Origin of the sequence: Pseudoduganella sp. LjRoot289 (assembly GCF_964252925.1) — a bacterium.
In the GTDB taxonomy this organism is placed as follows: domain Bacteria; phylum Pseudomonadota; class Gammaproteobacteria; order Burkholderiales; family Burkholderiaceae_D; genus Rugamonas.
This window is the reverse complement of record NZ_CAXUPN020000001.1, coordinates 5,959,473-5,971,785: the sequence shown is the minus strand read 5'-3', so window position 1 is coordinate 5,971,785 and position 12,313 is coordinate 5,959,473. Positions and strand designations below refer to the sequence as shown.

At 67.5% G+C, this 12,313-nt stretch carries 12 protein-coding genes; 3 read left to right on the top strand and 9 right to left on the bottom strand.

All coding sequences use genetic code 11. The features are described 5' to 3' along the window. Nucleotides 1-12: 12 nt before the first annotated feature. Both ACSQ8Y_RS25660 and ACSQ8Y_RS25655 read right to left on the bottom strand, forming a co-directional pair. On the bottom strand, nucleotides 13-1,101 hold the full coding sequence (locus tag ACSQ8Y_RS25660) for a WD40/YVTN/BNR-like repeat-containing protein (RefSeq protein ID WP_436269229.1): 1,089 nt from the start codon (nucleotides 1,099-1,101) through the stop codon (nucleotides 13-15). 1 nt (nucleotide 1,102) lies between these two features. Beyond that, nucleotides 1,103-1,372, bottom strand: coding sequence for a MoaD/ThiS family protein (locus tag ACSQ8Y_RS25655; RefSeq protein WP_436269228.1), 270 nt, complete (start codon nucleotides 1,370-1,372; stop codon nucleotides 1,103-1,105). A 96-nt stretch (nucleotides 1,373-1,468) separates the two neighbouring features. Between ACSQ8Y_RS25655 and ACSQ8Y_RS25650 the strand changes: the two genes are divergently transcribed. Beyond that, the gene (locus tag ACSQ8Y_RS25650) at nucleotides 1,469-1,792 is read left to right on the top strand and encodes a hypothetical protein (protein ID WP_436269227.1); all 324 of its coding nucleotides are present in this window, start codon (nucleotides 1,469-1,471) and stop codon (nucleotides 1,790-1,792) included. A 37-nt stretch (nucleotides 1,793-1,829) separates the two neighbouring features. Here the strand turns inward: ACSQ8Y_RS25650 and ACSQ8Y_RS25645 are convergent, their stop codons facing one another. Genes ACSQ8Y_RS25645 through ACSQ8Y_RS25630 form a run of 4 tightly spaced genes read right to left on the bottom strand, consistent with a single transcriptional unit; the run spans nucleotide 1,830 to nucleotide 4,859 of the window. After that, nucleotides 1,830-2,114, bottom strand: a complete 285-nt coding sequence (locus ACSQ8Y_RS25645; RefSeq protein ID WP_436269226.1) for a 2Fe-2S iron-sulfur cluster-binding protein — start codon at nucleotides 2,112-2,114, stop codon at nucleotides 1,830-1,832. Further along, a complete protein-coding gene (locus ACSQ8Y_RS25640) occupies nucleotides 2,111-2,464 on the bottom strand; it encodes a hypothetical protein (RefSeq protein ID WP_436269225.1) in 354 nt (117 codons plus the stop codon). The genes ACSQ8Y_RS25645 and ACSQ8Y_RS25640 overlap by 4 nt, the downstream gene beginning before the upstream one ends. Before the next feature lie 23 nt (nucleotides 2,465-2,487). Next, nucleotides 2,488-3,687, bottom strand: coding sequence for a TIGR03088 family PEP-CTERM/XrtA system glycosyltransferase (locus ACSQ8Y_RS25635; protein WP_436269224.1), 1,200 nt, complete (start codon nucleotides 3,685-3,687; stop codon nucleotides 2,488-2,490). Continuing rightward, nucleotides 3,684-4,859 (bottom strand): glycosyltransferase family 4 protein, encoded by a 1,176-nt coding sequence (locus ACSQ8Y_RS25630; RefSeq protein WP_436269223.1) that lies wholly within the window; start codon nucleotides 4,857-4,859, stop codon nucleotides 3,684-3,686. Before ACSQ8Y_RS25630 ends, ACSQ8Y_RS25635 begins: the two co-directional genes overlap by 4 nt. A gap of 171 nt (nucleotides 4,860-5,030) precedes the next feature. Between ACSQ8Y_RS25630 and ACSQ8Y_RS25625 the strand changes: the two genes are divergently transcribed. After that, nucleotides 5,031-6,347, top strand: a complete 1,317-nt coding sequence (locus tag ACSQ8Y_RS25625; protein WP_436269222.1) for a nucleotide sugar dehydrogenase — start codon at nucleotides 5,031-5,033, stop codon at nucleotides 6,345-6,347. Further along, a complete protein-coding gene (locus tag ACSQ8Y_RS25620) occupies nucleotides 6,347-7,582 on the top strand; it encodes a glycosyltransferase family 4 protein (RefSeq protein WP_436269221.1) in 1,236 nt (411 codons plus the stop codon). Before ACSQ8Y_RS25625 ends, ACSQ8Y_RS25620 begins: the two co-directional genes overlap by 1 nt. Before the next feature lie 14 nt (nucleotides 7,583-7,596). Here ACSQ8Y_RS25620 and ACSQ8Y_RS25615 read toward each other — a convergent pair whose 3' ends face one another. From ACSQ8Y_RS25615 to ACSQ8Y_RS25605, 3 genes are read right to left on the bottom strand one after another with little or no spacing between them, the layout of a single operon-like run. Continuing rightward, nucleotides 7,597-9,492 carry an XrtA/PEP-CTERM system amidotransferase gene (locus ACSQ8Y_RS25615; protein ID WP_436269220.1) on the bottom strand — a complete coding sequence of 632 codons (1,896 nt, stop codon included), beginning with the start codon at nucleotides 9,490-9,492 and terminating at the stop codon, nucleotides 7,597-7,599. A gap of 35 nt (nucleotides 9,493-9,527) precedes the next feature. After that, the gene (gene xrtA, locus ACSQ8Y_RS25610; RefSeq protein ID WP_436269219.1) at nucleotides 9,528-11,099 is read right to left on the bottom strand and encodes an exosortase A; all 1,572 of its coding nucleotides are present in this window, start codon (nucleotides 11,097-11,099) and stop codon (nucleotides 9,528-9,530) included. Further along, nucleotides 11,096-12,310 (bottom strand): TIGR03087 family PEP-CTERM/XrtA system glycosyltransferase, encoded by a 1,215-nt coding sequence (locus tag ACSQ8Y_RS25605; protein WP_436269218.1) that lies wholly within the window; start codon nucleotides 12,308-12,310, stop codon nucleotides 11,096-11,098. Before ACSQ8Y_RS25605 ends, xrtA begins: the two co-directional genes overlap by 4 nt. Nucleotides 12,311-12,313: the final 3 nt, after the last annotated feature.

The window sequence follows — 12,313 nt, the reverse complement described above, 5'->3', positions numbered from 1 at the left end:
TGAAGCCGCCGCTCAGCCGAAGCGCACCGCGTACACCGGCGGCAGGTTGCTGGAGATGGTCTGCCAGTAGTCGCCACCGTTGGACGACAGCCAGGCGCCGCCCGTGGTGGACGCCATCAGCAGCGTTTTGCCGTCGTCCGCCACCGCCAGGCCGTGGCGGTACACCAGGTCGTAGCAATGCTCCTGCGGCAGGCCGTTGCGCTGGGCCGTGAAGCTGGCGCCGCCGTCTGTGGTGCGGGTGGTGGCCATGGCGGCGTCCACCGGGATGCGCTGCTGGTCGGCCACGCCGGGCACGAACCAAGCCGTGTCGCCGTCGCGCGGATGCACCGCCACCGCGAAGCCGAAACTGGACGGCTGCACGTCCGTCACCTCCACCCAACGCGCGCCGTTGTCCACAGAGCGCCAGATGCCGCTGTGATGCTGGCACCATAGCTTGTCCGGTTCACCCGCGCAGCGCACGATACGGTGCGGATCCTGGATCGCCCCCTGCCCGGCCAGCTCGGGCGGCATATAGCCGGCCACCATGCCGCTGGCGCGCAGGGTCCAGCTGGCGCCGCCGTCCATGGTCAGCCAGGCGCCGCCGCAGGACACGCCCACCAGCATGCTGCGGCTGTCGCGCGGATCGACGCAGATGCTGTGGATGCCAGGCACGTCGTAGCCGCCGCCCATCCACTGGCTGCGCTCGGGCACGTTCCACAGCGACTCCACCAGCTGCCAACTGTCGCCCCGGTCGCCGGACTTGAACAGGCCGCCCGGCAAGGTGCCGGCCCACAGCACGCCGGGTTCGTCCGGGCCGCCGGTTTCCAGGCTCCAGATCTGGCGCAAAGTCCATTCAAACTTGTCCTCGCTGCCCTCGGGCCTGGGCGGGTAGAGCGGCACGGCCACTTCGGTCCAGCTGTCGCTGCCGGCATCGCGCCGATGCAGCTTGGTGCCGAAGTGGCCCAGGTTCAGGGCCGCGTACAGCGTGCCGTCGCGCTCATCCAGCAGCACCTGGCTGACCGGGTCGCCCAGGAAGTGGCGGCCGTCCAGTTTCCACTCGCCGTTCTTGACGGTCATTTCGAACAAGCCCTTGCGGGTTGCGAGGTAAGCGCGGTCTACCATGTCAGCCTCCGGATAGTGCTTGCAAGATATAGATTTGGGAATCGGGGCGCAGCGCGTCGGCCAGCAGCACGCGGTCGCGGCTGCGCTGGCCGTCGATGAAGATGACGACGTTCTCGCGCAAGCAGCCCTGGTCGTCCAGCACATAGCCGCGCAAGCGGGCGTTGCCGGCGAACGCGCCGTCCAGCGCACCGCGCAAGTCGGCCGCCTGCACCTCCAGCTTGGGGACAGGCATGAACCGTGCGAGTTGCTGCGTAAAAATAATGTGTGCCAAGGAATAGCTCCTAGCCCGCTCCCGAACAGGAAATTCTAGCGCGGATCGGAGCAGCTTAGGTCTAAAATAAGAGCAGGGCAACCACAGGAGCAACAGATGTCGATTACCCGTGCCGAACTCGAAACATTGATGTTGGAAGTGGAACAGGAAGACCCTATCGACTTCGCCGACCTGCCCTTCGAGGAGGAAGATCTGCGCAGTCTGGTGGCCAGCCATTTGTGCGAAATGGCCGATGCCATGGACTCTTTCAGCGAAGAGGACCGGCGCCTGACCCTGATGGCGGTGGCGGCCAAGCTGGTGCTGGAGAACCTGGTGCTGCACATCCAGCTGCTGCGCACGCACGGCTTGCCGCTCAGCGGCAGCGCGGACGCCTTGCTGTCCCGGCTGCGGCGCGGGGAAAGCGGCGGCGCGGACGACTAAGCATGGCGGATCCGCGCGGCCGGCCGGCGCATCTGAGCTACGCCGGTATTCTGCGCGCGGCCGGCACAGCCAGCTCCAGGTCGCTTTGCGCCACGGCCACGCAGGGCAGGATGTAGCCTTCGCGCTTCTCGTCCAGGCTCAGGCCCGGCCACTCGACCAGGTAGCGCACCGTGCCGCTGCCCATGTGGCAGATGCAGGTGCGGCAGGTGCCGTTGCGGCAGGAACTGGGCAGGCGGATGCCGGCTCCTTGCGCCGCCATCAGCAGCGTGCTGCCGTCATCGGCGTCGAACTCCCAGCCCTGCACCGTCAAACTGATTTTCATTTTCCCTGGCAGCTGTCGCGCGCGGCGGCCATGCGCGCGACTCTGTTCTGGTCCATGGCGGCGGACTGGCCGGTATTCATCAAGTCCTCCACTTCCGCTTTGGGGATATTGTCCCAGTAAGCCTTGGCGACGCACTCGCAGTATTTGGGCACGAACTTCAAGTTCTTGGGCGCGCCGGGTCCGGTATTGCCCAGGCGCAGGCAGGCGCTGCGTTCGATCTGCTTCATGCCGTCCAGGCGGGCATCGGTGGCAGGCACAGCTGTAGCGGCAGTGACGGCTGGTGCGGCGGCGGCGGCAGCGGCAAAGGCGGCCGGCGCCAGCAGCGCGGCCAGTAAGAGTGGGAAGCGCATGTCGGTATCCGTGAGGTGATGCGCTATCTTAGCAGGCCGTCGTAGACCGCCATGTAATTGCTCACCATGGCCGGCATGCTGTAGCGCGCCAGCGCCCCGGCGCGGGCGGCTGCGCCGTGCGCCCGGCGCAGCGCCGCGTCGCCGCTGTAGACGCCCATCAGCCTGGCCAGGCCGGCCACATCGCCCGGCTCGAAGAAGGCGCCCTCCTCGCCCGCGCGCACCAGTTCGACGTTGCCGCCGACCGCAGTCGCCAGCACCGGCAAGCCGCTGGCCATCGCTTCCAGGATGGTGTTGGAAATGCCTTCGGACAGCGAGGGCAGCACGAACACGTCGAGCGCGGCCAGCATGCGCGGCACCTCGCTGGAGGCGCCCGCGAACCAGGTCTGCTGCGCGATGCCCAGCTCCTGCGCCAGCGCTTGCAGCGGCCGCAGCTTCGGCCCGTCGCCCACCAGCACCAGGCGCAGCGCGGCCCCCAGGCCGGGCTCGTCTTCCACCAGTCTTGCGAAGGCGCGCAGCAACGTGGCCTGGTCCTTCACAGCCTGGGCGCGGCCGACCGTGCCGATCACCACCGTGCCCTCTGCCTCATGGCCGGCGAAACCGGGCGGCAGCGCCGAGCGGTCGCGCAGCGGCGCGAAGCGCGCCATGTCGACCCCGTTGTAGACCTGGCTGATGCGCCGGCCGGAAACGCCGACCCGCCGCCCCAGGTAGCGCGCCAGGTCCTGCGACACGGTGATGTAGCGGCTTACCAGCGGCGCGTGCAGGCGGCGCAGCAGGGCCGGCTTGAAGGCGCGGCCGTCCAGGTCGTGCACATCCCAGCCGTGCTCGCCGTGGATGCGGTGCGGCACGCCGGCCAGCAGCGCCGGCAGCAGCGCGTCCAGGCCGGACATATTGCGCGAGTGGATGAAGGCGGGTTTGAGGCGGCGGAACAGCTTGAACATCTCCAGCCGCATGCGCCACACGCCGATGCGCGAACGGTGCAGGGCCATCACTTCCACGTCAGGCCGCGTGATGCGCAGGCGGAAGTCGGAATAGTCCTCCACGCACAGGATGGCGTGGCGGTAGCGGTCGGCCGGCATATGGTTGATCAGGTTGACCAGGCCGTTTTCCATGCCGCCGATGTAGAGGTGATGGATCACGTGCAGCACCAGCGGGCGCCGCTCCATGGCCGGCGCCGCTGCAGGCATCGCTGCCGGGGCCGCCTCCGGCTTGTGGTGCGCGCTCACGCCCTGCCCTCCAGGATGGCGTTGAACAGCGCGAGCTGGCCTTCGGTGGTGGCGTCCCAGCTGTACTGCTCGGCGTAGGCGCGGGTGTCGCCACGGGCGGGCGCGGCGGCGCGCAGCGCCTCGATGGCGTCGACCAGGCCGCGCACGCTGCGCTCTCGCATCAGCACGCCGGCCGCCGGCGCGGTCACCACTTCGCCCGAGCCGCCCACGTCGCTGGCCACCACCGGCGTGCCGCAGGCCATGGACTCGAGCAGCACATTGGCCCAGCCTTCGCGGCTCGAGGCCAGCACCATGGCGTCGGCCGCGTTGTAATAGCGTTTCAGTTCGGGCTGCGGCACCGGGCCGAGGAAGGTCACGCGTCCTGCCACGCCCAGTTCACGCGCCTGCGCCTCCAGCCTGGCGCGGTCCGGGCCCTGGCCGGCGATCATCAGCCCGACATCGGGCAGCTTGGGCAGCGCGCCGATGATCAGCGCGTGGCCCTTGTGCTCGGCCAGCAGGCCGACCGAGAGCAAGGTGTACCGTTCCAGGCCCAGTTGGCGCCGGATACCCTCGCGGTCCAGCAGGCCGAAGCGCTGCAGATCGACGCCGTTGCGCAGCGGCGTCACGCCCTCCGGCGCCACGCCGAGCCGCGCCATTTCGTCTTTCAGCGCCTGGCATACCGTGATCGTGCCTTGGGCGTTGCGCGCAGCCCACAAAATCATGCGGCGCGGCAGCGCGAAGCGCGGCAGCAGGTTGATGTCCGAACCGCGCGCTGTCACCACCACCGGCTTGTTAAAGTACTTGCCCAGCATGACAGCCGCCACCCCGTCCGGGTAGAAATAATGGGCGTCGATCAGGTCGAAATCGTAGCCCTCGTCGAGGATGCGGCCGATCTCGCGCCTGGCCGACTGCGCCAGCAGCAGGGGCGCCACGGCCATGCCGACCTTGGGCAGGGTCAGGTAGCGGGGATGGCTGATCTGCAGCCCGTGGCGCTGCTCGTGGCGCGGCACGCGCGCATAGCGGCCGTAGTTGCCGTAGCGGGCATGGCTGGACGGAAACCAGGGTACGGGGGCCACCACGCGCGCGCTCGCCTTGCCGCTGGCCACCAGGTATTTCAAGCGGGTTTCAACGAAGATGCCGTGGTTCGGTTGTTCCGGATTGGGAAACAGAGTACTGAATGTGAGTAGCTTCATTGTCGGCAGGGAAAGCGGGGTGTTGCAGACACGTTTGCAGACGGTCCTTCACACATTTACCGATAATAAAATTGAAAGTACAATTACGCAAGAGCTACTTCAGCTACTTCAGCTACTCCATCCGCCCGGCCGGCTAAGGCGCATTACACAAAGATTACGCAAAGGAATGACGTGAGAATTTCTGTATTCGGACTCGGCTACGTGGGCGCGGTCTCCTGCGGTTGCCTTCCTGAACTTGGCCATGAAGTGATCGGTGTCGACACCAACCCGCTCAAAGTCAAGATGATCAACGATGGCCAGTCTCCCGTGGTGGAAGACGGCATCAACGAACTGATCGCCAAGGCGGTCGGCGAAGGCAAGCTGCGCGCCACGCACGACGTGGAAGACGCGGTGCTGAACTCGGACGTGTCGCTCATTTCGGTGGCCACGCCGTCCAACCCCAACTACTCGCCCAACCTGAAGGCGGTGGACGCGGTGATACGCTCGATCGGCGCCACCTTGCGCAAGAAGGACGGGCCGCACGTGATCGTGCTGCGCAGCACCGTGCCGCCGGGCACCACCGAAGAGCGCATCCTGCCGATTTTGCTCGAGGCGTCCGGACGCCGGATCGGCGAAGGCCTGTCGCTGGTGTTCAATCCCGAGTTCCTGCGCGAGGGCAGCTCCGTCAAGGACTTCCACAATCCGCCGCAGACCGTGGTCGGCAGCCTGGGCGAAGCGGGCTATCTGGCGATGGAGGAAATGTATAAGGGCTTGCCGGGCAAGTTCGAGCGCACCACGACGCAGATCGCCGAATCCGTCAAATACCTGTGCAATGTGTTCCACGCGATGAAGATCGTGTTCGCCAACGAGGCCGGCTCGGTGCTCAAGGCCTGCAATCTCGACGGCCGCGAAGTGATGAAGATCTTCTGCCAGGACACCCAGCTGAACATCTCGCCGGCCTACCTGCGCCCCGGCTTCGCCTTCGGCGGCTCCTGCCTGCCGAAGGAGGTCAAGGGCTTCCTGACCATGGCGCGCGACCTGGAAGTGCCCATCCCCACGCTGTCGGCCCTGCTCGACAGCAACGAGGCCCACATCAAGCGCGCTTACGACATGATCGCCCGCAACGGCCGCAAGAAGGTCGCGCTGTTCGGCCTGGCCTTCAAGCCGGGCACCGACGACATGCGCGACTCGCCGCTGGTGGTGCTGGCCGAGCGCATGCTGGGCAAGGGCTTCGAGCTGGCCATCTTCGACCGCTTCGTGAAGATCAGCCGCCTGCTGGGCAAGAACAAGGAGTTCATCGAACAGGAGATCCCGCACCTGGACAAGCTGCTGCACGAGACGCCGGAAGCGGCGCTGGCGGGCGCCGAAGTGATCGTGATCGGCCACGCCGACGCGGAAGCGCGCCAGGCCATCATCGCCAACGCCAAAGGGTGCCGCATCATCGACCTGTCCGGCTACGCCGACCTGCGCGGCGCGCCCGGCGCCGAGTACGAAGGCATTTGCTGGTGATGAGCAAACCGAAGCTGGTGTTCATCTCGCCCGTGTTCCTGTTCCCGAACGACGCGGGCGGCAAGATCCGCAGCACCAATATCCTGCGCGGCCTGAAGGGCGGGGCCTTCCACGTGACCTTGCTGAGCGCGTGCACGCCGGAACAGGCGCGCCGCTGGAACAAGGAAATCGGCGGCGTGTGCGACGAGTTCATCCCCTGGCAGCCGGCGCCGGCGCGGCCGATGTGGCGGCGCGCCTTCGACCTGCTGGGCGAGTTGCCGGTCAACGTGGCCAACGACCGCACGCGGCCCGGCATGGACGCGGTGCGCCAGCTGGCGCAGCGGCCGGACATCGACCTGATGGTGTTCGACTTCGTGCACACGGCCGTGCTGCGCCCGGACCGGCTGCGCAGCCGCAGCACCTGCTTCACGCACAACGTGGAGGCGGAGATTTTCGCGCGCCACGCCAAGCAGGCGCGCGGCCCGTTCAAGCGCTGGCTGTGGACATCGCAGCACGCCAAGATGGAACGCTACGAAGGCAACGTGCTGCGCGGCTTCGACAGCGTGATCGCTGTCTCCGAGCGCGACGCGCGCTTCTTTACCGAGGCCTACCAGGTCGCGTCCTCGCATGCGATACCGACCGGGGTCGATCTCGATTTCTTCTCCTACCAGGAACCGCCCGCGGTCGACGCGGCGGCGCCGCCCACCGTGGTGTTCACCGGTTCGATGGACTGGGCCGCCAATATCGACGGCATGCAGTTCTTCCTGGGGCAGGTGTGGCCCAAGGTGCTGGCCGCGCGGCCGGAGGCGCGTTTCGTCATCGTCGGCCGCAACCCGCCGGCCTCGCTGCAGGCGCTGGCGCGCACCACCTCCAACGTGGAGTTCACCGGCTTTGTCGACGATGTGCGCACTTATGTGCACGCGGCGCACGCTTTCGTGATTCCGCTGCTGGTGGGCGGCGGCACCAGGATCAAGGCATTTGAGGCGATGGCCATGGGCTGCCCGGTGGTGTCGACCGCGATCGGCATCGAAGGGCTGGACGCGGAACGCGACGTGCACTACCTGGAGCGCGACGATCCGGCCTCGATGGCGGACGCGGTGCTGGAGCTGCTGGCCGACAAGGCCCTGCGCGACGGCCTGGCGCAGCGCGCGCGCAAGCTGGTCGAGGAGCGCTTCGGCCACGAAAAGGCGGCACGGGTGTTCGAGGAGATCTGCCTGCGGACGCTGGAACAGCCGCCGGACAGCAAGGCCGCTTAGGCGGCTCGCCGCCGCTACTTCGTCATTTCATTGCGCAGGAAGGCCTCGAACATCAGCAAGCTCCAGATCGGGCCGCTGTAGTCGCGCCGGCCGGACTGGTGGTGCTCCACCAGCTCGTGCAGGAAGGCCTTGTTGAAGATGCCGGTGTCGGCCAGCAAAGGCCCGAGCAGCGAGTCGCGCACGCGCTGCGCCAGCGGGCCGCGGAACCAGCCGGCCAGCGGCACGGCGAAGCCCATCTTCTTGCGGTACAAGATGTCGTGCGGCAGGTGCGACTCCAGGCTTTTCTTGAAGATGTATTTGCCCTCCGCACCCTTCAGCTTCATCTCCGGCGGCAGGCCGGAAATCCATTCCACCAGCTTGTGGTCCAGCAGCGGCACCCGCACTTCCAGCGCGTGCGCCATCGAGGCGCGGTCGACCTTGGTCAGGATGTCGCCCGGCAGATAGGTCTTCATGTCGATGTACTGGATCAGCGACAGCGGGTCGTCGGTGGGCGACTTGTTGGCGTGGCCGCGCATCACCTCGATCGCGTTGTAGCCTTGCAGATTGGCGCGGAAGCCGGGGCTGAACAGGCGCGCGCGCATGGCGTCGGACATGATGCTCACGCCGTGGAAATAGCCCTCGACGGTGTCGCGCGCCAGCGCTTCGAAGGTGGTCTTGGCGCGGAACACGCGCGGCGCCCAGTCGGCCTTGGGATACAGCCGGCCCAGGGTGCCGAACACCGGCTTGCGCAGGCTCGATGGGATCCGCCCGCGCACGTTCTGCTCGGCCATCGCGTAACGGTAGCGGCGGTAGCCGGCCAGGTTCTCGTCGCCGCCGTCGCCCGACAGCGCCACCGTCACGCGCTTGCGCGCCAGCTGGCACACGCGGTAGGTCGGGATGGCGGAACTGTCGGCGAAGGGTTCGTCGTACAGGTGGGCCAGGGTGTCGAGCAGGCCGTAGTCGTCGGTGTCCACGGTCTCGGTGTAATGGTCGGTCTTGTATTGCGCCGCCACTTGCGACGCGTATTCCGATTCGTCGTAGTTCTTGTCGTTGAAGGCGATCGAACAGGTGTTCACGGGGCCTTCATTCAGGCCGGCCATCATCGCCACCACGGCGCTCGAATCGACGCCGCCGGACAGGAAGGCGCCCAGCGGCACCTCGGCCACCAGGCGGATCTTGACCGCTTCGCGCAGGCGCACCAGCAGCTCCTCCTGCGCGTCCTTTTCCGACATGGGCGCGTGCAGCTTGAACGGCACGTCCCAGAACTGCTTCGGCTCTGCCAGCGGCGCGCCCACTTCCTGCAGCAGGGTGAAGCCGGGCGACAGTTTCAACGCGCCGCGGAAGATGGTCTTCGGTTCCGGCACGTAGCCGTAGGCGAAATAATCCTCCACCGCCTGCGGGTCGATCTCGCGGTTCAGGCCGGGCAGCGTGCGCAGCGCCTTCAGCTCGGAGCTGAAAGCGAAGAAGCCGTCCGGCAGCATGGTGTAATACAGCGGCTTGACGCCCATGCGGTCGCGGCCCAGGAACATCACCTGCTTGTTGCGGTCCCACAGGCCGAAGGCGAACATGCCGCGGAAGCGGTGCACGCAGTCCTCGCCCCATTCTTCCCACGCGTGCACGATCACTTCGGTGTCGCAGCGGGTGCGGAAGGTGTGGCCCAGGCCTTTCAGTTCCTCGGTCAGTTCGCGGTAGTTGTAGATCTCGCCGTTGTAGCAGACCATCACGCTGCCGTCCTCGTTGCCGAGCGGCTGCAGGCCGGCCGCCACGTCGATCACCGACAGGCGGCGGTGGCCGAAGCCCACGCCGGGCTCGAGGTACAGGTCGGCCTCGTCGGGGCCGCGGTGGTGCTGCGTTTCGTTCATCCGCGCCAGCAGCTCGCGGTCGATCGCGCGCGTGCCGCGCGTATCAAAAATTCCGACTATTCCACACATGATGTCCGCTTCCCAATTCTGTATCGTGACGCGGCTCAGCGCCGCTTGTTGCTTGCCAGTACGGCATCGATGCGCGCAAGGTTGGCCGCGAGATAGGCGCGCATGGCCGCGCGCGCCGGTTCCGGCTTGTCTTCGAGCGGCGAGAACACCATCACGGCGGCGCCGTCGTCGCTACCGGTCAGCACCTTCTGCTTTACCTGCAGCAGCTTGCCGAGATAGTCGTTGCTGGTGTAGCCGCCGTCGACCCAGTACCAGTTCCACACCAGCAGGCGGCCGCCGGCGCCGGCCACGGTGCTCTCGCGCACCGCCAGCATGCGCCCGCCCACGCTTTCTTCGCGCTGCGCCGTGTCGACGGTGTGCCAGTTCAGATCCTTCTCGCCGGCCAGGCGGTTGACCGAGCTGATCAGCTTGGTCTGGTGGTCCTGCTTGCGGTAATAGCGCAGGTGCACGCCGACCGGATAACCCGCCCCTATTGCGTAATACTGCTGCAGTTCGGCGCTGGCGGCCGGGTAGGACGGCGTCCACTGCGCGAAGGGCGTGGTGGCCGGCCAGGTGCTGGCAAAACCGGACAGGTCGGCCGGCGCCGGCGCGCTTTCGCGGTGCTCCAGCCAGGTCGCGTAAGCCGGCCAGGCGCCGATACACAAGGCGATGGCCAGCAAGGCCGCCACGAAGCGGCCGGTGCTGGCCGTGCCGACGGCGGCAGCGGCGGACTGCGCGGCCGTCACCGGCGCGTCGTGGGGCGTGTCCTCGCGCCACAGGCTGCCCAGCCAGAACAGCAGGAACATCACCAGGCCGAAGAATAGCCAGCCGTAGATCAGGTGGTCGACGCCGACCGCCAGGGTCATGCCGCTCAGGTGGCCCAGCATCACGATCATGTAGGCGCGGGCGCCGTTGGCGGCGATCGGCACCAGCGCCGAGGCCAGCACGAATAGCGCGCGGCGCCAGGTGCTGCGGAAGGTCAGGTAGGCGTACAGGCTGCCCAGTGTGATCGAGGCGATCAGGTAGCGCACGCCGCTGCACGCTTCCACCACCGACCAGTTGCCGCTGGGGATGGAGAAATTGGTGCCGTCGCGCAGCACCGGGATGCCGGTGGCGCGCAGCGCGTAGACGGTGAAGTCGGCGGTGACGCCGATCAGCGGATTGATGAAGATGTCGCCGAAGGGCACGGCGAACAGCACGAAGGCCAGCGGAAAGGCCAGCGCCCAGGCGATGCGCTTGCCCAGCAGCGCAAGCACGGTCAGCGGCAGCATGGCCGCGAAAGCGTACTGGCGCACGGTCTGGACGTCGCCGAATTCGGCCAGCAGCCAGGCCGCGCCGCAGGCGGCCAGCAGCAGCAAGGCCGGCCAGTAAGGCTCGGCCTGCAATTGCAGCACGGCCGCGCGGCGCTGCCACACCAGCCAGATGCTGATCGGCAGGATGATGTAGCCGTGCGCGAAGGTGCCGGAACTGTCCCAGATCTCGACGATGGAACGCGCTGTGCTGAAATAGGCCAGGAAGGGCAGCAGCAGCGCGCAGGCAGCCAGCAGCAGCAAGGAGGGGCGCAGCGACGGCGCGGCCGGGCTGGCGTTCTCGCTGGCGGCCGGTGTGGGCAGGGTACTGGGCGTCATGCTTCTTTCCTTACAGGGCGGTCCGCCTCCAGCAGCGTGCAGACGCGGGACAGGTGGCTGTTCCAGCCATACAGTTGTTCGACCGTGGCGCGTGCGGCCAGGCCCATGGCGTCGTCCGGCGCGGCCAGCGCCTGGTTGACGGCGGCGATGAAGGCCGGCGCGTCGGCCGCCAGCAGCAGTTCGCGCCCCGCTTTCGCCTCGATGCCTTCAAGCGCCTGGGGCGACACCACCACGGTGCGCGCCATGGCCATCGCTTCGAGCACCTTGTTCTGGATGCCGCGCGCGATGCGCAGCGGCGCCACGCACAGCGCGGCGTGCGCCACGTAAGGCCGCACGTCGGGCACGGTGCCGGTGACCACCACGCCGGGCAGGCCGGCCAGCTGCTGCACCTCGGACGCGGGACGCGCGCCCACGATGTAGAACACCGCCTGCGGATGGCGCGCGCGCACCGCCGGCAGCACTTCTTCCGCGAACCAGGTGACGGCGTCGATATTGGGCCAGTAGTCCATCGCACCGGTGAAGACCAGTGCCTGGACCCCGGCGGCGTAGGGGTCCGGGTAAGCGCCTTCAGGCGAAAAATACGCGGTGTCGACGCCGTTGCTGAAATGGCCGATGCGCGCCGCGCTTTCCGGCGCCAGCGCCCGGAACAGCTCCGCTTCCGGCGCCGAGACGAACAGCGCCGCGTCGCACGCGAGCGCCACGCGGCGCTCGTAGGCCAGCAGCTGGCGCGCCTCGTGCGCGTACAGCATGCTCATGGGCCAGGATTTCTTTTCGGCGTATTGGCGCCACTTGTCCGAGTCGACGTCGACGAAATCGATCACGCGCCTGGCGTCCGGGTAGGGTTCGGCATACTGCGCCATGGCCGACGAGAACACCACGATGCGCGTGATGCCTTCGCGCCGCACCGTGTCCCCCACCCATTGCCGCAGGCCCGCGTCGCGGTAGTAGTCGAGCGACAGCGAGCGGTTGCCGAGCAGGGCGCCCAGGCTGCGCACGCGCGCCATTTTGGTGTTGAGCGGCGCGAAGTGGCAGCTGGCCGCCATCGCCTCGAGGCGCGGCACGTGCTGCCAGTCGTCCTCGTCGTCGACGAAGGTGGCCAGGTGCACGCGGTAGTGCTGCGCCAGGTGTTTGAGCAGATGGTAGGAGCGGATCTTGTCGCCCTTGTTGGGCGGGTAAGGTATGCGGTGCACCAGCAGGAGCAGGTTGTCCATGGC